At 63.1% G+C, this 21,479-nt stretch carries 34 protein-coding genes; 30 read left to right on the top strand and 4 right to left on the bottom strand.

Going from position 1 to position 21,479, the window contains the following annotated elements; genetic code table 11:
• The 21 genes from rplD to map all read left to right on the top strand — a co-directional run bounded on the left by rplD (position 1) and on the right by map (position 12,160).
• Complete coding sequence (gene rplD / locus AC5RT3_RS01235) at positions 1-621, top strand: 50S ribosomal protein L4 (protein ID WP_133345792.1); 621 nt, start codon at positions 1-3, stop codon at positions 619-621.
• Positions 618-923: a 50S ribosomal protein L23 gene (gene rplW / locus AC5RT3_RS01240; protein WP_009358306.1), complete on the top strand. Its 306-nt coding sequence runs from the start codon at positions 618-620 to the stop codon at positions 921-923. The genes rplD and rplW overlap by 4 nt, the downstream gene beginning before the upstream one ends.
• A gap of 29 nt (positions 924-952) precedes the next feature.
• Positions 953-1,792, top strand: coding sequence for a 50S ribosomal protein L2 (rplB, locus tag AC5RT3_RS01245; protein ID WP_009358305.1), 840 nt, complete (start codon positions 953-955; stop codon positions 1,790-1,792).
• 12 nt (positions 1,793-1,804) lie between these two features.
• Positions 1,805-2,086, top strand: a complete 282-nt coding sequence (gene rpsS, locus AC5RT3_RS01250; RefSeq protein ID WP_003803803.1) for a 30S ribosomal protein S19 — start codon at positions 1,805-1,807, stop codon at positions 2,084-2,086.
• A 38-nt stretch (positions 2,087-2,124) separates the two neighbouring features.
• Positions 2,125-2,490 (top strand): 50S ribosomal protein L22, encoded by a 366-nt coding sequence (rplV, locus tag AC5RT3_RS01255; protein WP_009358304.1) that lies wholly within the window; start codon positions 2,125-2,127, stop codon positions 2,488-2,490.
• The gene (rpsC, locus tag AC5RT3_RS01260) at positions 2,491-3,324 is read left to right on the top strand and encodes a 30S ribosomal protein S3 (RefSeq protein ID WP_009358303.1); all 834 of its coding nucleotides are present in this window, start codon (positions 2,491-2,493) and stop codon (positions 3,322-3,324) included. It begins immediately after the preceding gene.
• Complete coding sequence (rplP, locus tag AC5RT3_RS01265; RefSeq protein WP_009358302.1) at positions 3,325-3,741, top strand: 50S ribosomal protein L16; 417 nt, start codon at positions 3,325-3,327, stop codon at positions 3,739-3,741.
• Positions 3,742-3,743: 2 nt separating this feature from the next.
• Positions 3,744-4,073, top strand: a complete 330-nt coding sequence (rpmC, locus tag AC5RT3_RS01270; RefSeq protein WP_009358301.1) for a 50S ribosomal protein L29 — start codon at positions 3,744-3,746, stop codon at positions 4,071-4,073.
• Entirely contained in the window at positions 4,070-4,375 is a 306-nt protein-coding gene (gene rpsQ, locus AC5RT3_RS01275) for a 30S ribosomal protein S17 (RefSeq protein WP_009358300.1), read from the top strand. Before rpmC ends, rpsQ begins: the two co-directional genes overlap by 4 nt.
• 647 nt (positions 4,376-5,022) lie before the next feature.
• On the top strand, positions 5,023-5,391 hold the full coding sequence (rplN, locus tag AC5RT3_RS01280; protein ID WP_009358299.1) for a 50S ribosomal protein L14: 369 nt from the start codon (positions 5,023-5,025) through the stop codon (positions 5,389-5,391).
• Positions 5,392-5,394: 3 nt separating this feature from the next.
• Complete coding sequence (gene rplX / locus AC5RT3_RS01285) at positions 5,395-5,757, top strand: 50S ribosomal protein L24 (protein ID WP_494050997.1); 363 nt, start codon at positions 5,395-5,397, stop codon at positions 5,755-5,757.
• Entirely contained in the window at positions 5,757-6,338 is a 582-nt protein-coding gene (gene rplE, locus AC5RT3_RS01290) for a 50S ribosomal protein L5 (RefSeq protein ID WP_009358297.1), read from the top strand. The genes rplX and rplE overlap by 1 nt, the downstream gene beginning before the upstream one ends.
• Positions 6,339-6,418: 80 nt before the next feature.
• Positions 6,419-6,817 (top strand): 30S ribosomal protein S8, encoded by a 399-nt coding sequence (gene rpsH / locus AC5RT3_RS01295; protein ID WP_043454616.1) that lies wholly within the window; start codon positions 6,419-6,421, stop codon positions 6,815-6,817.
• A gap of 18 nt (positions 6,818-6,835) precedes the next feature.
• A complete protein-coding gene (gene rplF / locus AC5RT3_RS01300) occupies positions 6,836-7,372 on the top strand; it encodes a 50S ribosomal protein L6 (protein WP_009358294.1) in 537 nt (178 codons plus the stop codon).
• A gap of 2 nt (positions 7,373-7,374) precedes the next feature.
• On the top strand, positions 7,375-7,758 hold the full coding sequence (rplR, locus tag AC5RT3_RS01305) for a 50S ribosomal protein L18 (protein ID WP_133345794.1): 384 nt from the start codon (positions 7,375-7,377) through the stop codon (positions 7,756-7,758).
• The gene (gene rpsE / locus AC5RT3_RS01310) at positions 7,755-8,471 is read left to right on the top strand and encodes a 30S ribosomal protein S5 (RefSeq protein ID WP_133345796.1); all 717 of its coding nucleotides are present in this window, start codon (positions 7,755-7,757) and stop codon (positions 8,469-8,471) included. Before rplR ends, rpsE begins: the two co-directional genes overlap by 4 nt.
• A gap of 2 nt (positions 8,472-8,473) precedes the next feature.
• Positions 8,474-8,680, top strand: a complete 207-nt coding sequence (gene rpmD / locus AC5RT3_RS01315; RefSeq protein ID WP_009358731.1) for a 50S ribosomal protein L30 — start codon at positions 8,474-8,476, stop codon at positions 8,678-8,680.
• Positions 8,681-9,157, top strand: coding sequence for a 50S ribosomal protein L15 (gene rplO / locus AC5RT3_RS01320; protein ID WP_009358730.1), 477 nt, complete (start codon positions 8,681-8,683; stop codon positions 9,155-9,157).
• 216 nt (positions 9,158-9,373) lie between these two features.
• The gene (secY, locus tag AC5RT3_RS01325; RefSeq protein ID WP_494050996.1) at positions 9,374-10,684 is read left to right on the top strand and encodes a preprotein translocase subunit SecY; all 1,311 of its coding nucleotides are present in this window, start codon (positions 9,374-9,376) and stop codon (positions 10,682-10,684) included.
• A gap of 5 nt (positions 10,685-10,689) precedes the next feature.
• Positions 10,690-11,262, top strand: a complete 573-nt coding sequence (locus AC5RT3_RS01330; protein ID WP_494051350.1) for an adenylate kinase — start codon at positions 10,690-10,692, stop codon at positions 11,260-11,262.
• Between the two features lie 70 nt (positions 11,263-11,332).
• Positions 11,333-12,160: a type I methionyl aminopeptidase gene (map, locus tag AC5RT3_RS01335; protein WP_494123307.1), complete on the top strand. Its 828-nt coding sequence runs from the start codon at positions 11,333-11,335 to the stop codon at positions 12,158-12,160.
• A gap of 4 nt (positions 12,161-12,164) precedes the next feature.
• Here the strand turns inward: map and AC5RT3_RS01340 are convergent, their stop codons facing one another.
• Positions 12,165-12,410 carry a helix-turn-helix domain-containing protein gene (locus AC5RT3_RS01340; RefSeq protein ID WP_494123308.1) on the bottom strand — a complete coding sequence of 82 codons (246 nt, stop codon included), beginning with the start codon at positions 12,408-12,410 and terminating at the stop codon, positions 12,165-12,167.
• Positions 12,410-12,901 (bottom strand): DUF2975 domain-containing protein, encoded by a 492-nt coding sequence (locus tag AC5RT3_RS01345; RefSeq protein ID WP_494123309.1) that lies wholly within the window; start codon positions 12,899-12,901, stop codon positions 12,410-12,412. Before AC5RT3_RS01345 ends, AC5RT3_RS01340 begins: the two co-directional genes overlap by 1 nt.
• Before the next feature lie 107 nt (positions 12,902-13,008).
• On the opposite strand from AC5RT3_RS01345, the gene AC5RT3_RS01350 reads away from it, so the two are divergent.
• The 8 genes from AC5RT3_RS01350 to AC5RT3_RS01385 all read left to right on the top strand — a co-directional run bounded on the left by AC5RT3_RS01350 (position 13,009) and on the right by AC5RT3_RS01385 (position 18,290).
• A complete protein-coding gene (locus AC5RT3_RS01350; protein WP_494123310.1) occupies positions 13,009-13,935 on the top strand; it encodes a P1 family peptidase in 927 nt (308 codons plus the stop codon).
• A 177-nt stretch (positions 13,936-14,112) separates the two neighbouring features.
• Positions 14,113-14,334 (top strand): translation initiation factor IF-1, encoded by a 222-nt coding sequence (infA, locus tag AC5RT3_RS01355; RefSeq protein WP_009358723.1) that lies wholly within the window; start codon positions 14,113-14,115, stop codon positions 14,332-14,334.
• A gap of 69 nt (positions 14,335-14,403) precedes the next feature.
• Positions 14,404-14,517, top strand: a complete 114-nt coding sequence (rpmJ, locus tag AC5RT3_RS01360; protein ID WP_009358722.1) for a 50S ribosomal protein L36 — start codon at positions 14,404-14,406, stop codon at positions 14,515-14,517.
• Between the two features lie 183 nt (positions 14,518-14,700).
• Entirely contained in the window at positions 14,701-15,075 is a 375-nt protein-coding gene (gene rpsM, locus AC5RT3_RS01365) for a 30S ribosomal protein S13 (RefSeq protein WP_003803743.1), read from the top strand.
• Between the two features lie 106 nt (positions 15,076-15,181).
• Positions 15,182-15,583, top strand: a complete 402-nt coding sequence (gene rpsK, locus AC5RT3_RS01370; protein WP_018760435.1) for a 30S ribosomal protein S11 — start codon at positions 15,182-15,184, stop codon at positions 15,581-15,583.
• A 129-nt stretch (positions 15,584-15,712) separates the two neighbouring features.
• On the top strand, positions 15,713-16,723 hold the full coding sequence (locus AC5RT3_RS01375) for a DNA-directed RNA polymerase subunit alpha (protein ID WP_009358719.1): 1,011 nt from the start codon (positions 15,713-15,715) through the stop codon (positions 16,721-16,723).
• Between the two features lie 68 nt (positions 16,724-16,791).
• A complete protein-coding gene (rplQ, locus tag AC5RT3_RS01380; protein ID WP_494008921.1) occupies positions 16,792-17,367 on the top strand; it encodes a 50S ribosomal protein L17 in 576 nt (191 codons plus the stop codon).
• 32 nt (positions 17,368-17,399) lie between these two features.
• On the top strand, positions 17,400-18,290 hold the full coding sequence (locus tag AC5RT3_RS01385; protein WP_494008920.1) for a tRNA pseudouridine synthase A: 891 nt from the start codon (positions 17,400-17,402) through the stop codon (positions 18,288-18,290).
• Between the two features lie 7 nt (positions 18,291-18,297).
• On the opposite strand, the gene AC5RT3_RS01390 is transcribed toward AC5RT3_RS01385, so the two are convergent.
• Complete coding sequence (locus tag AC5RT3_RS01390) at positions 18,298-19,965, bottom strand: sensor histidine kinase (protein WP_494123311.1); 1,668 nt, start codon at positions 19,963-19,965, stop codon at positions 18,298-18,300.
• Positions 19,966-20,221: 256 nt separating this feature from the next.
• On the opposite strand from AC5RT3_RS01390, the gene AC5RT3_RS01395 reads away from it, so the two are divergent.
• Positions 20,222-21,016, top strand: a complete 795-nt coding sequence (locus AC5RT3_RS01395; protein WP_494123312.1) for a response regulator transcription factor — start codon at positions 20,222-20,224, stop codon at positions 21,014-21,016.
• Here AC5RT3_RS01395 and AC5RT3_RS01400 read toward each other — a convergent pair.
• Positions 21,013-21,477 (bottom strand): Hpt domain-containing protein, encoded by a 465-nt coding sequence (locus AC5RT3_RS01400; protein WP_494123313.1) that lies wholly within the window; start codon positions 21,475-21,477, stop codon positions 21,013-21,015. The two genes, AC5RT3_RS01395 and AC5RT3_RS01400, sit on opposite strands and share 4 nt — an antisense overlap.
• Between the last annotated feature and the right edge of the window lie 2 nt (positions 21,478-21,479).

A 21,479-nucleotide genomic window follows, 5' to 3' on the forward strand; every position in this document is an offset into this window, starting at 1 on the left:
ATGGCTAACACTGTCCAGGTTGACCTGCCTGCAGAGATCTTCGACGTCCAGACCAACGTGCCGCTGCTGCACCAGGTTGTCGTTGCCCAGCTCGCTGCTGCTCGCCAGGGTACCCACAAGACCAAGACCCGCGCTGAAGTTTCCGGTGCAGGACGCAAGCCGTTCAAGCAGAAGGGTACCGGCCGCGCCCGCCAGGGTTCGATCCGTGCTCCGCACATGACCGGCGGTGGCATTGTCCACGGTCCCACCCCGCGTGACTACAGCCAGCGCACCCCCAAGAAGATGATTGCTGCTGCCCTGCGCGGCGCACTGTCTGACCGGGCCCGCAACGGACGCATCCACGTTGTCTCTGAGCTGGTTGCAGGCGACAAGCCTTCGGCCAAGACCGCACTGGCAACGCTCCGCGGTGTTTCCGACCGCAAGAACCTGCTGGTTGTCATCGAGCGCGCCAACGACGTTGCTGCACTGTCCGTGCGCAACCTCGCCGGTGTTCACGTTCTGTACGCAGACCAGCTGAACACCTACGACGTTCTCGTGTCTGATGACGTTGTCTTCACCAAGGCTGCCTACGACGCATTCGTTGCCGCCAAGGCAGCTAAGAACGAGGAGGATGCCAAGTGAGCGCAGCCACCATCAAGGATCCCCGCGACGTCGTGCTTGCACCCGTCGTGTCGGAAAAGAGCTACGGCCTGATCGACGAGGGCAAGTACACCTTCCTGGTGGACCCCCGGTCGAACAAGACCGAAATCAAGCTGGCCGTGGAGAAGATCTTCTCCGTCAAGGTCGAATCGATCAACACCATCAACCGTGCCGGTAAGCGCAAGCGCACCAAATTCGGATGGGGTACCCGCAAGAACACCAAGCGTGCGATTGTCACCCTCAAAGAAGGCACCATCGACATCTTCGGCGGTCCGCTCTCGTAGCGGAGACCACTTTAACGAGGAAATAAATTATGGGAATCCGTAAATACAAGCCGACTACCCCGGGCCGTCGTGGCTCGAGCGTAGCGGACTTCATCGAAATCACGCGGTCGACGCCGGAAAAGTCGTTGGTACGTCCGCTGCCCAAGAAGGGCGGCCGTAACAACACCGGTAAGATCACCACCCGTCACAAGGGTGGCGGACACAAGCGCCAGTACCGTCTGATCGACTTCCGTCGCCACGACAAGGACGGCGTTGACGCCCGCGTAGCCGAAATTGAGTACGATCCGAACCGTACGGCCCGCATCGCGCTCCTGCACTACGTTGATGGCACCAAGCGTTACATCATCGCCCCGAACAAGCTGTCCCAGGGTGACTTCGTGGAAGCAGGTGCCAACGCTGACATCAAGCCCGGCAACAACCTGCCCCTGCGCAACATCCCCGTGGGTACCGTTATCCACGCAGTTGAACTGCGTCCGGGTGGCGGCGCCAAGATGGGCCGCTCCGCCGGTGCATCCATCCAGCTCGTTGCCAAGGAAGGCCGCTTCGCCCAGCTGCGCCTGCCTTCCGGCGAAATCCGCAACGTTGACGTGCGCTGCCGCGCAACCGTCGGCGAGGTCGGCAACGCCGAGCAGTCGAACATCAACTGGGGCAAGGCCGGCCGTATGCGGTGGAAGGGCGTTCGCCCGACCGTCCGTGGTGTCGCCATGAACCCGGTTGACCACCCGCACGGTGGTGGTGAAGGTAAGACCTCCGGTGGTCGTAACCCCGTCAACCCGAACGGTCAGCGGGAAGGCCGCACCCGGCGCCCCAACAAAGAGAGCGACAAGCTTATTGTGCGTCGCCGTCGTACTGGCAAGAACAAGCGATAGGAGCCTGGACACATGCCACGCAGCCTGAAAAAAGGTCCTTTCGTTGACCAGCACCTCTTTGTGAAGGTAGCCAGGGAAAACGAAAAGGGCACCAAGAACGTCATCAAGACCTGGTCCCGCCGTTCGATGATCATCCCCGACATGCTCGGACACACGATCGCCGTACACGACGGACGCAAGCACATCCCGGTGTTTGTCACTGAGTCGATGGTCGGGCACAAGCTCGGCGAATTCGCTCCCACGCGGACTTTCCGCGGCCATGTCAAGGACGACCGTAAGGGCAAGCGCCGCTAGGCGCCTGCGCTTACGTCATAGACGAGAGAAGGAAAGCAATGGAAGCCAAGGCAATTGCGCGCCACATCCGCGTAACGCCTATGAAGGCCCGGCGCGTCGTCAACCTTGTTCGTGGATTGCAAGCGAATGAGGCTCTGGCAATTCTGAAGTTTGCCCCGCAGGCAGCTTCGGAGCCGGTATTCAAGGTAGTACAGTCGGCAATCTCCAACGCCCGGGTCCTCGCGGACCGCGACGGCGTGGCGTTTGACGAAGGTGACCTCATCATCAGCGAAGCGTTTGTTGATGAAGGCCCGACCATGAAGCGGTTCCAGCCGCGCGCCCAGGGTCGTGCATTTCAGATCAAGAAGCGCACCAGCCACATCACCGTGGTAGTCGCTACCCCGGAGAAAGAGGAGGCTCGCTAAGTGGGACAGAAAGTAAACCCGCACGGGTTCCGACTCGGCATCACCACCGATCACGTATCGCACTGGTTCGCTGACAGCACCAAGGCCGGCCAGCGGTACAAGGACTTCGTTCGCGAAGACATCCGCATCCGCCAGCTCATGTCCACGGGCATGGAGCGCGCCGGCATCGCGAAGGTCGAGATCGAGCGCACCCGTGACCGCGTCCGCGTGGACATCCACACGGCCCGTCCCGGCATCGTCATCGGCCGCCGTGGAGCGGAAGCAGACCGCATCCGCGGCGAGCTCGAAAAGCTCACCGGCAAGCAGGTCCAGCTGAACATCCTCGAGGTCAAGAACCCCGAGATGGAAGCCCAGCTTGTTGCCCAGGGCGTTGCAGAGCAGCTGACTTCGCGTGTGGCATTCCGCCGCGCCATGAAGAAGGCCATGCAGTCCGCGCAGCGTGCCGGTGCCAAGGGCATCCGTATCGCCTGCTCGGGTCGACTGGGTGGCGCTGAAATGTCCCGCTCGGAGTTCTACCGCGAAGGCCGTGTGCCCCTGCACACCCTCCGCGCGAACATCGACTACGGCTTCTACGAAGCCAAGACCACCTTCGGCCGCATCGGCGTGAAGGTCTGGATCTACAAGGGTGACGTCACTGCCAAGGAACTGGCCGCCCAGGCTGCTTCCGCCCCGTCCCGCGGCCGCTCCGGCGACCGTCCGGGCCGCCCGGGTGGCGCTGACCGTGGCGATCGCCGCCGTCGCAACGACCGTCCGGCCGCTGACGCAGCTCCTGCTGCCGAAGCACCGGCAGGTGAGGCTGCACCCGCTGCAGCAGTAGAAGGAGGACAGGCTTAAATGCTTATCCCACGTCGAGTCAAGCACCGTAAGCAGCACCACCCGGGTCGTTCCGGCGCTGCCACGGGCGGCACCAAGGTCTCGTTCGGTGAGTACGGCATCCAGGCCCTGAGCCCGGCATACGTCACCAACCGTCAGATCGAGTCCGCTCGTATCGCGATGACCCGCCACATCAAGCGTGGCGGTAAGGTCTGGATCAACATCTACCCGGACCGTCCCCTGACCAAGAAGCCTGCCGAAACCCGCATGGGTTCCGGAAAGGGTTCGCCCGAATGGTGGGTCGCCAACGTCAAGCCGGGCCGGGTTCTCTTCGAACTCGCCGGTGTCAATGAAGAGGTAGCTCGCGAGGCCCTGCGCCTGGCAATCCACAAGCTGCCGTTGAAGGCACGCATCGTGCGTCGCGAGGGTGGTGAATAGAAATGGCAGTAGGATCCAAGGATCTGGCTCCCGCAAAGCTGGACGGTTTCGACAACGAGCGTCTCGTTGAAGAACTCCGCAAGGCCAAGGAAGAGCTGTTCAACCTGCGTTTCCAGTCCGCCACCGGTCAGCTGGAGAACCACGGTCGCCTGCGCGCGGTAAAGAAGGACATCGCCCGCATCTACACCGTTCTCCGTGAGCGCGAGCTGGGCATCCGTGCCGAGGTTGCCGCACCGGTTGTGGAAGCCAAGGAAGAGAAGAAGTCCAAGAAGGCTGCAACCAAGAAGGCCGAGAAGGCTGAAACGGTTGAAACCGAGGAGGATGCCAAGTGAGTGAAAAGGACCAGAACGTGACGGAAACTGCTACCGCAGCCACGGCTGAGCAGCGCGGTTACCGCAAGACGCGTCGCGGCTACGTGGTCTCGGACAAGATGGAGAAGACCATCGTTGTCCAGGTTGAGGACCGCGTGAAGCACGCCCTGTACGGCAAGGTCATCCGCCGTACCTCCAAGGTCAAGGCACACGATGAGAACAACACCGCCGGCATCGGCGACCTGGTTGTCATCGCCGAGACCCGTCCGCTGTCCGCCACCAAGAACTGGCGGCTCGTGGAAATCCTCGAGAAGGCCAAGTAGCACCTGCTGCTTCGCTGTTGCAGCCCCTGCTCCCACCGGGAGCGGGGGCTGCCTCGTTTAAGGCAACCCTGCGTCAGGCGGTGCACGCTTCTGGTGGGCTTACGACGGAAGGTGCCGCGGCTTTGCGGGGGAGCGGCACCTTCGGCGGGCCGAAAGACTGCCGTGCGTGACGCCGTCGTCCCTTTCCTTGTGACGCGCGCTCACTTGTGGTTGCTTCCAGACAGAGCCGCGCTCACTTTCTTTACGCGAGGGAGCCCGGGTTGGTGGGGTAACCGCCATAAGTGAGAGGGCGTTGGAAGAATGCGCACTATAAGTGGGAGAGCGTTGGTGGTGACGTCGTGTTGCTTGCGGGGGAGCGGCCTGCGGTGATATGGGGAACAGGCCAATCTGTGCTAGGATTTTGAGTTTGTATGGCGCCTTTCGTGCGCCGTTCACCAAACTCGTAAACAAGCGTGCCACAGCATAGTGCCCCTGTGCGCCCGGGATCCGTCCTGGACAGATGGGAGCAACTGCTTCTGGCACGGGCGTTTAGGCCTGGTCTGGCAAAATCCAGGCAGGTCAAGAGACACCCCGATCAACCGTTCCGCAAGGCTCATTCCGTAGGAAGATTTTCGGTCTGAGAACCGGCGCGACGCAAGGAGTAAATAGTGATTCAGCAGGAGTCGCGACTCAAGGTCGCCGACAACACGGGTGCTAAGGAAATCCTTACCATTCGCGTTCTCGGTGGATCCGGCCGTCGCTACGCAGGCATCGGTGACGTCATTGTCGCCACCGTCAAGGATGCAATCCCGGGCGGCAACGTAAAGAAGGGCGATGTTGTCAAGGCAGTCATCGTCCGTACCAAGAAGGAACGCCGCCGTGCGGATGGTTCCTACATCAAGTTTGACGAGAACGCAGCTGTGATCCTGAAGGGCGACGGTGACCCCCGCGGTACCCGTATCTTCGGACCGGTTGGTCGTGAACTCCGTGACAAGAAGTTCATGAAGATCGTTTCTCTGGCTCCGGAGGTGCTCTAGTCCATGGCTGCAAAGATCAAGAAGGGTGACCTGGTCCAGGTCATCACTGGCGCCAAGGCTGAGCGCGGCGGCGACCGCGGCAAGCAGGGCAAGGTCCTGCGCGTCTTCACCGACACCAACCGCGTGTTGGTTGAAGGCATCAACCGCGTCACCAAGCACACCAAGGTCGGTCAGTCGCAGCGCGGCACCAAGACCGGTGGCATCGAGGTTGTTGAAGCCCCGATCCACATCTCCAACGTGGCGCTGGTTGACCCGTCGACCAAGAAGCCGACCCGCGTGGGCTTCCGCCTCGACACCGTAGAGAAGGACGGCGCCACGAAGACCGTCCGCATCCGCGTGTCCAAGAGCACCGGGAAGGACATCTAATGACTGAGACTCTCGAGACTCCGGCAACGAAGATCGTTCCTCGTCTGAAGACCAAGTACGCAGAATCCATCAAGGCCCAGCTCCAGGATGAATTCAAGTACGCGAACGTGAACCAGGTTCCCCGCCTCGTCAAGGTCGTTGTGAACATGGGTGTTGGAGATGCCGCCAAGGACTCCAAGCTGATCGACGGCGCCGTCCGCGACCTCACCCAGATCACCGGCCAGAAGCCGCAGGTTACCAAGGCCCGCAAGTCGATCGCACAGTTCAAGCTGCGCGAAGGCATGCCCATCGGTGCACACGCTACCCTGCGCGGCGACCGCATGTGGGAATTCGTGGACCGTCTGGTCACCCTGGCGCTGCCTCGTATCCGCGACTTCCGCGGCCTCAGCGGCAAGCAGTTCGATGGCAACGGCAACTACACCTTCGGTCTGACCGAACAGGTTATGTTCCATGAAATCGACCAGGACAAGATCGACCGCGTCCGCGGTATGGACATCACGGTTGTGACCACTGCCAAGACCGACGATGAAGGCCGCGCGCTGCTCAAGGCGCTTGGTTTCCCGTTCAAGACCGAAGCTTAATTACTACGTAAAAGGTCCGGCCGCCGGCTTCATCAGAAGCAGACGGCGGAAACCGTTACGAGGAAGGGCAAGAGCCCACCATGACAATGACAGATCCTGTCGCAGACATGCTTACGCGCCTGCGTAACGCAAACTCGGCATACCACGACACCGTGTCTATGCCTTACAGCAAGCTCAAGGCTCGCGTTGCCGACATCCTCAAGGCCGAAGGCTTCATCGCCGGCTGGAAGGAAGAGGACGCAGAGGTCGGCAAGAAGCTGACCCTCGAGCTCAAGTTCGGTCCGAACCGCGAGCGTTCCATCGCCGGTGTTCGCCGCATCTCCAAGCCGGGTCTCCGCGTTTACGCGAAGTCCACCAACCTGCCGCACGTGCTGGGTGGCCTGGGTATCGCAATCCTGTCCACCTCTTCCGGCCTCCTGACTGACAAGCAGGCCGGCAAGAAGGGCGTGGGCGGCGAAGTCCTCGCGTACGTCTGGTAACGGGAAAGGAAGAGAATAATGTCACGTATTGGACGTCTCCCCATCACCGTTCCTGCCGGCGTTGAGGTCAAGGTTGACGGCTCTGTCGTCAGCGTCAAGGGTTCCAAGGGCGAACTGAGCCACACTGTGGCCAGCCCCATCGAGGTTGCCCTGGAAGACAACACCCTGACCGTCACCCGCCCGAACGACGAGCGCGCCTCCCGTTCGCTCCACGGCCTGACCCGCACCCTGATCGCCAACATGATCCAGGGCGTCACCGCAGGCTACGAGAAGAAGCTTGAAATCGTCGGTACCGGTTACCGCGTTCAGGCCAAGGGATCTGACCTGGAGTTCGCTCTGGGCTTCAGCCACCCGGTCAATGTGTCGGCTCCTGCCGGCATCACCTTTGCAGTAGAGGGACCGACCAAGCTCTCTGTCTCAGGCATCAACAAGCAGCAGGTCGGCGAAGTTGCTGCCAACATCCGCAAGCTGCGGAAGCCTGACCCGTACAAGGGCAAGGGCATCCGTTACGCCGGCGAGGTTATCCGCCGCAAGGTCGGAAAGGCTGGTAAGTAACCATGGCCATCGCCATTAACAAGAAGCGCACGAACAAGAGCAAGGCTGCCGCCCGCAGCCGCCGCCAGCTTCGTATCCGCAAGCGCATTGCAGGAACGGCCGTTCGCCCCCGCCTGGTGGTCAACCGGTCCGCCCGCCACGTATTTGTCCAGGTTGTCGATGACAGCATTGGCCAGACCGTAGCAAGCGCGTCCACTCTGGAAGCCGACCTCCGTGCATTCGACGGTGACAAGACTGCCAAGGCCAAGCGCGTTGGCGAGCTCGTTGCCGAGCGTGCCAAGGCTGCCGGCGTCGAGGCAGTTGTCTTCGACCGTGGTGGTAACAAGTACCACGGCCGTATTGCCGCCGTCGCTGACGGTGCACGCGAAGGTGGGCTGTCACTGTGACCGAAGCAAACAAGGAAAAGGACACTGTGTCTGCAGATCAGAAGGCTCCCGAAGCCGCAGCTGCTGAGACCACTGCCCCCGCTGCCGACGACCGCCGTGGTGGCGCCCGTCGTGGCGAGCGTGGCGACCGCGGCCAGGGCCGCGGCGACCGCGGTGGCCGTGGCGGCCGCGACGGTGGCCGTGAAGCCGAAAAGAACCAGTTCGTAGAGCGCGTTGTCACCATCAACCGCGTTTCCAAGGTGGTCAAGGGTGGTCGTCGCTTCAGCTTCACCGCACTGGTCGTCGTTGGTGACGGTAACGGCATGGTCGGCGTGGGCTACGGCAAGGCCAAGGAAGTTCCCGCTGCTATCGCCAAGGGCGTTGAAGAGGCCAAGAAGTCCTTCTTCCGCGTTCCCCGCGTTGGCAACACCATCCCGCACCGCGTTCAGGGTGAAGCCGCTGCCGGCGTCGTAATGCTGCGTCCGGCTTCCGCCGGTACCGGTGTTATCGCCGGTGGCCCGGTCCGTGCAGTACTGGAGTGCGTGGGCATCCACGACATCCTCTCCAAGTCGCTCGGTTCCTCCAACGCCATCAACATCGTCCACGCGACAGTTGATGCCCTTAAGCGCCTCGAAGAGCCCGCATCCGTGGCAGCACGCCGCGGCCTGCCGCTGGACGAGATCGCTCCGCAGGCACTGGTGAAGGCCCTCCTGGCTCCGAAGGCAGGTGTTTAGTCATGGCTAAGAACCTGGTCCCCTCCGACGCGCAGTTGGAGATCACTCAGATCAAGTCCGCCATTGGCGGCAAGCAGAACCAGCGCGACACCCTGCGGTCCCTCGGCCTGAAGCGGATCGGACACACTGTTGTCCGCACCGCCGACGCCGTGACCGTCGGGATGCTCAACACGGTTCCGCACCTGGTAAAGGTAGAGGAGGCGAAGTAAATGGCAGAGAACGAAAAGGCTCAGGCTGAAAAGCAGAACGCCCTGAAGGTTCACCACCTGCGTCCCGCCCCGGGTGCAAAGACCGCCAAGACCCGTGTTGGTCGTGGTGAGGCATCCAAGGGTAAGACCGCCGGTCGCGGTACCAAGGGTACGGCAGCCCGCTACCAGGTGAAGGCTGGCTTTGCCGGCGGCCAGCTGCCGCTGCACATGCGCCTGCCCAAGCTGCGTGGCTTCAAGAACCCGTTCCGGGTTGAGTTCCAGGTTGTGAACCTGGACAAGCTCAACGAGCTGTTCCCCGAAGGTGGCACTGTCACCGTGGAGAACCTGGTCGAAAAGGGTGCCGTTCGCAAGAACCAGCCCGTCAAGGTGCTGGGCACCGGCGACATCACCGTCAAGGTTGACGTCACCGCCCACGCATTCTCGGCCAGCGCCGCTGAAAAGATTGCAGCAGCAGGCGGAAGCACCACCGCTCTCTAGAGCCGGTGGGCGACAGCCCGTTGTTCAACTCCCGATGACCGGGGCCAACGCCCCGGTCATCGGGAGTTTTTCACATCCGCAGGCCGTATTTTTCCCGCCATCCGGCGCAGCAGCGCTTCCCCGGATTGTTCGCATGGCGCATCCAACCGTTAGACTCGGTTGTTGGGATTTATTGGGCCCCATCACACCACTCTTATAAACACCACAGGAGGACGCTTGCTTAGCGCATTTGGCCGGGCCTTTCGCACGCCTGATCTGCGACGCAAGTTGTTGTTCACGCTGGGAATCATCACCATTTTCCGCTTGGGTGCTTTCATTCCCTCGCCTGGTGTGGACTACCAGAATGTCCAGCAATGTTTGCAGAACGGTCAGACGGCCGGCGGGCTGTACCAGCTCGTCAACTTGTTCAGCGGCGGCGCGTTGCTCCAGGTGTCCATCTTCGCCCTGGGGATCATGCCGTACATCACGGCGAGCATCATCGTCCAGCTGCTCCGGGTGGTCATTCCCCGCTTCCAGCAGCTGTACGAAGAGGGCGCGTCGGGCCAGTCCAAGCTGACCCAGTACACGCGGTACCTCACCATCGCCCTGGGCCTGCTTAATGCCACCACCCTGGTGTCCCTGGCGCGGTCGGGCCAGCTGCTTCCCGGCTGTGCGCTACCGATCATCCCTGACGACAGCGTCATCACCACCATCCTGCTCATCATCACGCTGACGGCCGGCACCGGCCTGATCATGTGGATGGGCGAGCTCGTCACCGAGAAGGGCGTGGGCAACGGCATGTCCCTGCTCATCTTCACCTCGATTGCAGCGACGTTCCCCACGTCCCTGGGTGCCATCTGGACCTCGCAGGGACCGGCCACGTTCTTCACCGTCCTCGCCATTGGCCTGCTGACCGTGGCACTGGTGGTCTTCGTGGAGCAGTCACAGCGCCGCGTTCCGGTGCAGTACGCCAAACGGATGATCGGACGCCGGACCGTGGGCGGCACCAGCACCTACATTCCCATCAAGGTGAACATGGCCGGTGTTATCCCGGTAATCTTCGCTTCCTCCATGCTCTACCTGCCCGGCCTGATTGCGCAGTTCAACCAGCCGCAACAGGGGGAGCAGCTCCAGCCGTGGGTCGAATGGATCAACAACAACCTGGTCCGCGGCGACCAGCCGATCTATATGGTTCTGTACTTTGCCATGATCGTCTTCTTTACCTACTTCTATGTCGCGATCACCTTCAACCCTGAAGAAGTGTCCGACAACATGAAGAAGTACGGCGGCTTCATTCCAGGTATCCGCGCCGGCAAGCCGACCGCTGACTACCTGCAGTACGTGCTCTCCCGGATCACCCTGCCCGGCGCCCTGTACCTGGGCTTCGTTGCACTGATTCCGCTGGTGGCATTGGTACTGATCAACGCAAACCAGAACTTCCCGTTCGGTGGCACCTCGATCCTGATCATGGTGGGCGTTGGCCTGGAGACCGTAAAGCAAATTGATGCGCAGCTACAACAACGTCACTACGAAGGGCTTTTGCGATGACGAGAATGCTGATTATTGGACCTCCCGGTTCCGGAAAAGGAACGCAGGCGGAGCGGATTTCAGAGCGCCTCGGCGTTGTGGCGATCTCCACCGGCGACATCTTCCGCGCCAATGTAAAGGGCGAAACGCCCCTTGGCATCGAGGCCAAGAAGTACATGGACAACGGGGATTTCGTTCCGGACAGCGTGACCAACAAGATGGTCCGTGACCGCCTCAGCGAGGCCGACGTCGAAAACGGCTTCCTGCTGGACGGCTACCCGCGCACCACCGCGCAGGTGGACTACCTCGACGAGATCCTCGCCAAGGGCGACGAGAAGCTCGACGTCGTCCTGCAGCTCACTGCCGACGATGAGGAACTGGTGCACCGCCTGCTGGGCCGGGCCAAGGAAACGGGCCGGAGCGACGACAACGAAGCCGTCATCCGCCACCGCCTTGACCTCTACCACGAGCAGACCGAAGCCGTGGTGGCCAAGTACGCCGAGCGCGGCATCCTCACCCAGGTTGACGGCATCGGCGCCATCGATGACGTGACCGACCGCGTGATGCAGGCCATCAAGGCGGCACAGGCAGCAGCCTGATCCAGGCACCGTTTTTCTGAGGCTCCTCCCGGAACAGGGGAGGAGCCTCAGCCATTTGAAAGGACACACCATGGGCTTCCGCCAGCCCCGCATCGAACTCAAGAACAACGCCCAGATGCGCACCATGCACGAGGCCGGGCTGGTCCTGAGCAGGGCCCTTGATGCAGCCGTTGCCGCCGCCGTGCCGGGCGTCACCACCAAGCACCTCGACGACGTCTTCGCTGCCGTGCTCAACGAGGCCGGCGCCAAGTCCAACTTCCTCGGCTACCACGGCTTCCCTGCCACCATCTGCACGTCCGTGAACGAGGAAGTGGTCCACGGCATCCCGGGCAGCCGCGTGCTGCAGGACGGCGACATGATCTCCATCGACGGCGGTGCGATCGTCAACGGCTGGCACTCCGACTCGGCCCGGACCGTCATCGTGGGCACACCCGATTCGGAGGACCAGCGGCTCTCCGACGTCACCCGCGCGGCCATGTGGCGGGGGATCGCAGCCCTGGCCACCGGGACGCATGTGGGCGACATCGGGGCCGCCATCGACGACTACGTCTCGTCAGTGCCCGGCAAGCCGCTGGGCATCCTGGAGGACTACGTGGGGCACGGCATCGGCTCCGAGATGCACATGGCCCCCGACGTCCTGAATTACCGCACCAGCCACCGCGGCCCCAGGATCAAGCCCGGCCTGTGCCTGGCCATCGAGCCGATGCTGGTCCGCGGCGGCATTGAAACCGCTGTGCTCGAGGACGACTGGACAGTGGTCACCACCGACGGCAAGCGCTCCTGCCAGTGGGAGCACTCCGTGGCGGTGCACGAGAAGGGCATCTGGGTGCTGTCAGCACCCGACGGCGGCGCGGAGCACCTTGTCCCGCTCGGCGTCACCCCAGTGCCGATCCCCTAAGCCGCTACTTAGTTGGGGGAGTGTCCGGGGACTGGCCATCCCGGCTGTCCGGTTCCCACCGGAGCAGATCGCCGGGCTGGCATTCCAGCACCTCGCACAGCGCCTCAAGCGTTGTGAAGCGCACGGCCTTGGCGCGTCCGTTCTTGAGCACCGCCAGGTTGGCCGGGGTGATGCCCACTTTTTCCGCCAGCACCCCCACGGGCATTTTTCGCTTGGCCAGCAGCACGTCGATGTCCACGATGATGGCCATCAGATCACCTCGTCGAGTTCGTCGCGCAGGTGCTTGGCCTCGGCATCACGCGCCACAGCCTGGTCCAGGAGGGTCCGGAGCACCAGGAGAATCAGTGCCACGCCGCCAATCATCAGGGCAGCGCCGCAGATCAGCAGCACGATGCCGGGCGCGACTTCCCCGGGAGTCAGCAGCACGGCAATCCCGAAGACAAGGACGGCCGCCGCGGCGATAGCCCAGAAGATGATGTCCACATAGCGGAAGGCCGCGTGGGAGAAGACCGTTCCCCGCCGGACCATGGTCAGCAACTGCCAGACACATACCGCCGTGATCTGTACGCAGATGATCCCCAGGACCACAATCGCCAGGAACGCGATGCGCAGCCCGTCCGGGGCCCCGGCTTCCTGAAGGTCGATGGACACCAGCGGCACCATCCACACCTGGACGAACAGTGAACCAGCCAAAACCAGCGCAATGACGATGCGCAGCGCGAGGACCGCCAGCTTTCCCATGAACTCTCCCTTATCGAGCAACAGCCTGATTCTATCGATATTCAATAGCTTAAGTAAATAGGGCTCGCTTGCGGCGGCTAAGCAGCATGCGGAGGCAGAATTGGCGCATGGGTTCTTTGACTGACGTACCGGGTATACGCGTGGGGCAGGTCTCCAAAACGGGCGCGGGCTGGCTGACTGGGGTAACCGTTGTGCTGCCCCCTGCGGGCACGGTCGGCTCCGTTGACGTCCAGGGCGGCGGACCCGCAACCCATGAGACGGATGCGCTCGATCCCACCAGCCTTGTCAGCCAGGTGGACGCGGTGGTCCTCACTGGCGGAAGCGCCTACGGCCTCGCCTCCGCCGCCGGCGTGCAGCGCTGGTGCGAGGAGAACGGCCGGGGGTTCGCCGTCCCAGGGGGAGTGGTGCCCATCGTCCCGGCCGCCGCGATTTTCGACCTTGGCCGGGGCGGCGACTTTTCAGCCCGTCCGACGCCGGACATGGGCTACGCGGCAGCGGCTGGGGCGGCTGCCGAGAATGACGGGCACGACGTCGGACGCGGCAACGTGGGTGCCGGCACCGGCGCGCTCATCGGCCGGGCATTCAAGGGCGGGGTGGGTACCGCGTCCGTGACCCTGGAAAGAGGCGTTGTTGTCGGGGCGCTGGCGGTGGTCAATGCTCTTGGCCTGCCGTTCGTTGAGCACTCAGTGCTTGAGGAGACTGTTGTCCCACCTCCGCTCAACACAACTCTTGTTGTGGTGGCGACTAACGCCGTGCTCTATGTTGCCGAGTGTAAGAGAACAGCCGCTGCTTCGCATGCAGGGATCGCGCGTGCACTAAATCCTTCGCATACCCTCGCTGACGGGGACACTGTCTTCTGTCTTTCCACTGGTGCCGTGGCACTCGACCGCTCGGACGAAACCGCCCGGCAGATCAGTCTTGTGACGATGCAAAGTGCGGCAGCCGACGTCGTACGCCTGGCCATCCTGGACGGCATTGCCAGCGCCGAGCCGGTCAGCACTCCTGCCGGTGACTACCGTGCGTACAGCGGGTAGATGCGCTAGCATGGCTGGATTTAACTTTCTTGGCCCGATGGCGTAGTGTTGTTTGTTGGTTGTCTGGACTGCCGCGCCCTTTTGGGTCCTGGAGCAGACAATCGATCCAACAAAAACGTTCGTGGCAATGCCCGGTGCAATCCGGCAGGGCTGCGGCAACAACAGTTAGCGGAGGGTATGGCCAAGAAGGACGGGGTCATTGAGATCGAAGGCGTTGTGACCGAGGCGCTGCCTAACGCGATGTTTCGCGTTGAGCTCACCAACAAGCACATCGTCCTGGCACACATCTCTGGAAAGATGCGTCAGCACTACATCCGGATCCTCCCCGAGGATCGCGTAGTGGTGGAGCTGAGCCCGTACGACCTCACCCGTGGTCGTATCGTCTACCGCTACAAGTAAATTGCTGGGCGGCGTCAGTGTGAACTGGCTGCTGCTCCAGTTGACCACTGTTACACGCAAAGGAATGCCATGAAGGTCAAGCCGAGCGTCAAGCAGATCTGCGAAAAGTGCAAAGTGATCCGCCGTAATGGCCGGGTCATGGTGATCTGCGAGAACCCGCGCCACAAGCAGCGCCAGGGCTAATTCCCTCTATCGGGGAATTCCTGGGTTGCTAACCCACGCAAGTAAATAAAGGCAGCACAAGCTGATCTGGAACATTGAGCTCGACAGAGTCCGGACAGCTAACCCCCGGTCGGAGGCTGGGGCCGCACGGAACGTGCGGGTGTACTGCCTACGACCTCCGGTTTATCAAGGAGTACTGCCACTATGGCTCGTCTCGCTGGCGTAGACATTCCCCGCGAAAAGCGGCTGGAAATTGCGCTTACTTACATCTACGGCGTGGGCAAGACCCGTGCACACGAAACCCTGGCTGCCACTGGCATCAGCGCTGACGTCCGCGTTAAGGACCTCACTGACGCCCAGCTGGTTGAACTGCGTGACTACATCGAAGGCAACTACAAGGTTGAGGGTGACCTTCGCCGCGAAGTAGCAGCCGACATCCGCCGCAAGGTTGAAATCGGCAGCTACGAAGGCCTGCGCCACCGCAAGGGCCTGCCCGTACGCGGTCAGCGTACGAAGACCAACGCACGTACCCGCAAGGGCCCGAAGCGTACCGTCGCCGGCAAGAAGAAGGCCCGTTAAAATCCTCCCCACTTGCCCCCTAGAATCGCTGGCGCGATTCCAGGGAACCCCGCAAGTGTGGGCCCAGCTAACGGCCTTTCCCCAATAACTTTCTGTAGGAGAAAAAATGCCCCCGAAGACTCGTGGCGCGGTACGCAAGCCGCGTAAGAAGGACAAGAAGAATATCGCGCTGGGCCAGGCGCACATCAAGAGCACCTTTAACAACACCATCGTTTCCATCACGGATCCGTCCGGCGCTGTTATTTCCTGGGCTTCCTCTGGTGAGGTCGGCTTCAAGGGCTCGCGTAAGTCCACCCCGTTCGCTGCCCAGATGGCTGCCGAAGCCGCTGCAAAGCGTGCGCAGGAGCACGGCATGCGCAAGGTAGACGTTTTCGTCAAGGGACCGGGTTCCGGACGCGAAACCGCAATCCGTTCGCTGCAGGCCGCAGGCCTCGAGGTTGGCTCCATCCAGGACGTCACCCCCGCAGCCCACAACGGCTGCCGCCCGCCGAAGCGCCGCCGCGTCTAATTCTTTTCCGCAGCAGGAGCTTGCCCGGACCAGCAATGGTCCGGGCAAGCCCAGCGCGTTAAGTCTCAGACCGAATTTCCACCACCTGTGTTGCGTCATATAGCGGATGCTCGCCGAAAGGAAACCTAAGTGCTCATTGCACAGCGCCCCACCCTCTCCGAAGAGGTAGTCTCCGAAAACCGTTCCCGGTTCGTCATCGAACCGCTGGAACCGGGCTTCGGCTACACCCTCGGAAACTCCCTCCGCCGTACCCTGCTCTCCTCCATCCCCGGTGCTGCCGTAACCAGCATCCGGATCGATGGCGTGCTGCATGAGTTCACCACGGTTCCGGGTGTCAAGGAAGATGTCACCGAGATCATCCTGAACATCAAGAACCTGTCGGTTTCCTCCGAGCACGACGAGCCTGTTGTGGCTTACCTGCGCAAGCAGGGTCCCGGAGTCGTCACCGCCGCGGACATCGCTCCGCCGGCCGGCGTCGAATTCCACAACCCGGATCTGCACATCGCCACGCTGAACTCGAAGGGCAAGTTCGAGCTCGAACTGACCATCGAGCGCGGCCGCGGCTACGTTTCGGCAGCTCAGAACAAGTCCGGCGATGCAGAAATCGGCCGCATCCCGGTCGACTCCATCTACTCGCCGGTGCTGAAGGTTACTTTCCGCGTGGAAGCAACCCGTGTTGAGCAGCGCACCGACTTCGACAAGCTGATTGTCGATGTCGAGACCAAGCAGGCCATCGCCCCGCGCGATGCCGTTGCTTCCGCAGGCACCACCCTGGTGGAACTGTTCGGTCTGGCCCGTGAGCTGAACACCGCAGCTGAAGGTATCGAGATTGGCCCGTCGCCCACCGACGCTGCCCTGGCAGCAGACATGGCACTGCCGATCGAGGATCTGGACCTCACCGTCCGTTCCTACAACTGCCTCAAGCGTGAGGGCATCCACACTGTGGGTGAACTCGTTGCCCGCTCCGAGGCTGACCTGATGGACATCCGCAACTTCGGTGCCAAGTCCATCGACGAGGTCAAGGCAAAGCTGGTTGAACTGGGCCTGTCCCTCAAGGACTCGCCTCCCGGTTTTGACCTCGCAGCACGCGCCGCAGCAATCGAAGAGGACGACGCCGCTTTCGGCGACGACGAACTCTAAACCAGACCTTGGCCGGCGGGCAGCACCATGGTGTGCCGCCCACGGCTTCCACATGAGGAGAAACAATTATGCCTACCCCCACTAAGGGTCCGCGCCTCGGAGGCGGCCCGGCTCACGAGCGCCTCATGCTCGCGAACCTGGCATCTTCCCTGTTCGAGCACAAGCGGATCACCACCACGGTGACCAAGGCCAAGCGCCTGAAGCCGTACGCAGAGCGCCTGGTGACCTTCGCCAAGCGTGGCGACCTGGCTTCCCGCCGCCGCGTCCTGGGCCTGATCAGCAACAAGGGCGTTGTCCACGAGCTGTTCACCGACATTGCCCAGGCAGTGGAGAACCGCGACGGCGGCTACACCCGCATCACCAAGATCGGCAACCGCAAGGGCGACAACGCTCCCATGGCTGTCATCGAGCTGGTTCTTGAGCCGGTTTCCGCCAAGCAGGCCGTCGTTGCCGAGGCTACCCAGGCTGCTGCCAAGGCTGCTCCGGCTGCCGAGGAAGCTCCCGAAGCTGAGGAGACCACCGAGGCTCCCGCCGCTGAAGAAGCTGCAACCGAAGAGGCCGCCGCTGAAGAAGCTCCGGCCGCTGAGGAAGCTCCTGCAGAAGAGGCTGAGGCCCCCGCTGCCGAGGAGAAGGACGCGAAGTAATTCGCTGACCGGCTTCGCATAGACTTGGGTCTATGAACGACCAAAAACCCGCGGCCCCCGCTTTAGGGGGCGGCGGGTTTTTGCGTGTCCGGCTTGATCTTTCGTACGACGGCGGCCCTTTCAGCGGGTGGGCCGTGCAGCCGGGCCTGCGCACGGTCCAGGGTGTCCTCGAGGAAGCCCTGGAGCTGCTGATCCGGCGTCCCGTCCGGGTGACCGTCGCCGGCCGGACCGACGCCGGGGTGCACGCCCGCGGGCAGGTGGTCCACCTGGACCTTTCCGAAGCAGAGTGGCTGGGACTGGCCCGCGGCCACGAACTGGATCCCGCTGTCGCCATGATGCGGCGAATCCGCGGGGCGCTGAACCGCGTGCTGGGGGACCTGCACGGCGCAGTGGAGGTGCACCGCGGTGCGCCCGCGCCGGAGGGGTTCGACGCCCGCTTCTCCGCCCTTTGGCGGCGCTACAGCTACCGCATTGCGGACGGCCCGGCCCTCTGGGACCCGCTGGGCCGGTACTCCACGCTCTGGCACAAGAATCCGCTGGACGTCGCACTGCTGAACGAGGGCGCCGCCCAGCTGCTGGGACTGCAGAACTTCCTGGCCTTCTGTAAGCCGAGGGAAGGCGCCACCACCATCCGCGACCTGCAGCGGTTCGAGTTCGCACGCGGGGAGGACGGCGTCATCGTTGCCACCGTCCAGGCCGACGCGTTCTGCCACAACATGGTCCGTGCCCTGGTGGGTTCGGCGCTGTACGTGGGCGAAGGAGTAGTGGAGCCAGGCTGGCTTTATGAACGGCTGCTCGCCCAAAAACGTGACGCGAAATCCGTGCTGGCCGCGCCGCACCCACTGGTCCTGGAGGAAGTGGCCTACCCGTCCGACGGCGAGCTGCTGGCACGCGCCGAACTCACCAGGGCGCTGCGGGAGTAGCCTCAGCCTAGAAGGACGGCGGGGGTCCGTCAGCGGGCAGGGTAAGCGTAAAGGTGCTGCCTTCGCCCTGGCCGCTGACGCAAGTGATACTGCCCCCGTGGCGTTCCACAATCATTTTGGTGATGGACAGCCCCAGGCCGGCGCCGGGGATGGCAGCCTCGCGCGCCGCGTCAGTGCGGAAGAAGCGCCGGAACACCTGGCCGGCGTCGGCGCTGTTCATGCCCATCCCCGTATCGCTGACGCTCAGCTGGACCCAGTCGCTGCCGGCGCTGGCGCTGATCCGGACGCGGCCGCCGTCGGGGGAGTACTTGATGGCGTTGGACACCAGGTTGTCCAGCGCCTGGCCGATCCGGATGGGGTCCGCGTAGGCCCACAGCGGCGAGGGAACGTCCGCGGTGAGTTTGATGTGCGCCTGCTCGGCCTGGGCCTGCGCCGAGCCCATGCTGGTTTCCACCAGGCTGGCCAGATCCGTGCGCTTCGGGTGCACGTTCAGGGCTGCGGACGCAGAAGCGGTCAGGTCTGCGACGAGGGCCAGCATCCGCTCTGCATTGCGCTGCACCACAGTGAGCCGCCGTTCCACCTCCGGCGGCAGGCCAGCGGCGTCGTCCAGGACCAGGTCCACGTTGCCGATGATGGAGTTCAGGGGCGTCTTGAACTCGTGCGAAACGTTGGAGATCAGCTCCTGGTGGGCCGCCAGGGCCTCCACCCAGCCGGTGACGTCGCTGTAGACCACCACGGCGCCGGTGAGGCTGCCGTCCTCGCCCACCAGCGGGCGGGCAGCGGTGGACATCGCCCGCTGTTCCGGTCCCTCGCCCGCCCAGACCAAGTAGTCCGCGAAGGATTCACCGGCCATTGCCCGGCTGATGGGCCGCCTCTCGGGCGGGAGCAGGGATCGCCTGTCCGGACCGAAGATCAGCTGGTGCCCCTGACCGGGGGCGGCGTCGTCGGCGCCCGTTACCCGGCGGAAGTCGCGTTGCCGGTCGTTCGCAACAAGGAAGCGCCCGGAACGGTCGACGGCGGCAATGCCGACGTCGGTGGCTTCCAGCACCGTCTCCAGCAGCTTCTCCCGTTCCCGGCTTTCGCGCAGGAGTTGCCTCAGTTCACGGTCCTTCTCGGCCAGTTCGCGCTGCTGCAGCCGCAGGTTCATGCTCGCGAACCGGATGGCCAGCGAGACGGCCAGCATCATCAGCGGGAAGAGGAGGACGGGGGTGATGTCCGAGGCCGTGAGATTGGGGAACCGTCCTGCCGCTGGGGGCAGCATGATTAGCATCGGGCCCGTGAAGCTGAGCACCAGGCTGCTCCGCGCCAGCATCCCTGAGGCGGACAGCCAGATCACCGGGAAGACCACCAGCACAGCGAGGCCGGGAAGGAGCGGGGCGGCGCCGTTGCGCAGCAGCCCGATGGCCAGGAAGTCCAGGACGGGGATGAGGAGGTAAGGCTGGTGCGGCAGGCGCTCCCAAGGAACCAGGAAGCAGGCTGCGAACAGGACGGCATGCAGGACAATGCCGGACATGTAAAAAGGATTGTGCAGCAGCGTTGGCCAGGCGAACGGCGTGGCCACGGCAAGGGCAGCCACCACCAGTGTCAGCGGCAGCTGGCAAAGTGCGACTTGTGCGCGGGTCCCCAATTCCCGGAAAAAGCGCAGCGGACCGCGCCGGAACAGGGGATCAGCCATGGAAGCCTTTCAGCACTCCCGCCCCGGCAATGGAGGCAAAGTTCCCCTTTGGTGCCGAATTCCTGCAGGTCACCGTCATGCACATCCTTTCCCAGCCGATAATGCACATGTCTTGTCATGATAATTGACTTTTGAAGATGAATGTCGAATCAGATGTGATCAGCCCGGCTTACTAGTAGCGTATAAATGGTTGGAGCGGATATGGCATTGGCGCTGGGCCGATGGGGGGTCATATCCGCCTGGCGCGGGGATAGCAATGGACGACGATCTTGGTGTAGCTGTGGTCATCGAAGACGATGCCGACGTTCGGAACCTCCTTGAAGGGGTCCTGAGCCAGGCCGGCTTCGAAGTCCATACAGCATGTGACGGGCGGGCCGGGGTTGAGGTGGTCCGCAGCAAGCAGGCCAACGTGGTGACCCTGGACATCGGCCTGCCGGATATTGACGGGTTTGAGGTCCTCCGGAGGATCCGCCATTTCAGCAACGCCTATGTGGTGATGCTGACGGGCAGGACCGAGGAGCCGGACCTGCTCTCCGCGCTGAATGCCGGAGCTGATGACTACATTGCCAAGCCCTTCCGGCCAAGGGAGTTGCGGGCCCGTGTTGCGGCAATGATGCGCCGGCCGCGGCATGAAGCCACCGGACAAAGGCCCGCACCCGCCACGTGGGCGTCCGCGCCCGCTGCCGCCGCAACGCGGACGCATGACGTGGCCGTCCTGCAGCACAACGGCCTGGTCCTGAACCACCGGACCAGGACCGTGGAGGTGAACGGCCAGCCCCTGGCACTCACCCGCAGCGAGTTCGACCTTCTCCATGTACTGCTGAAAGGCGGCGGCGCCGTGTGTACCAGGGCGGACCTGGTGAAGGCGGTGCGCGGCGACTTTTACGATGAGGACACCTACATCAGCGAGGCGGACGAACGCGCCGTCGAGGTCCACATCGGCAACCTGCGGCGGAAGCTCAAGGAGGACCAGGTGCAGCCGCGGTGGCTGCAGACCGTGCGCGGGGTGGGCTACCGGCTGGCACCGGCAAGGCCGGCGGGAAAGGCCTAGTCCGTTTCCAGGATGTACGTGGCCTGGAGTTCGGTGATGGTCAGTCCGCCGTCCTTGGCCACGCGCTCCATCAGGACCTTTCCCTGGCCAAAGTCGCCCAGGCGGATCAGGGTTTCCAGCAGCTCCGCCAGCTTGGCAAGGCGCATGCCGCCCACCATGGCGGAGCTGATCTTCAGGCTGATGACTGCATCCAGCGCTGACTCGCTGTCCTGGCGGTGTACGGCGGCCGCCAGGCGCGTGTAGCGCTGGTCCCACATGGCCGCATAGTCACGGGCGAAGCGTCTGGCCAGCCCGGTGCCGGCCAGTTCGTCTTCGAGTTCGTCCAGGACGGCGGCGTCAACGAGCGGCAAGAGCCCGGCCGCTTCCTGTGAGGGGGCGGAAAGGCTGGGCGCGTTGATCCCGGCCGGCAAGGGGCCGGCAGAAAGGCCCTCGCTGCTGGAGCCGGAATCTGGACTGTGCATTG

This window comes from Arthrobacter sp. Y3221159 (assembly GCF_059089885.1).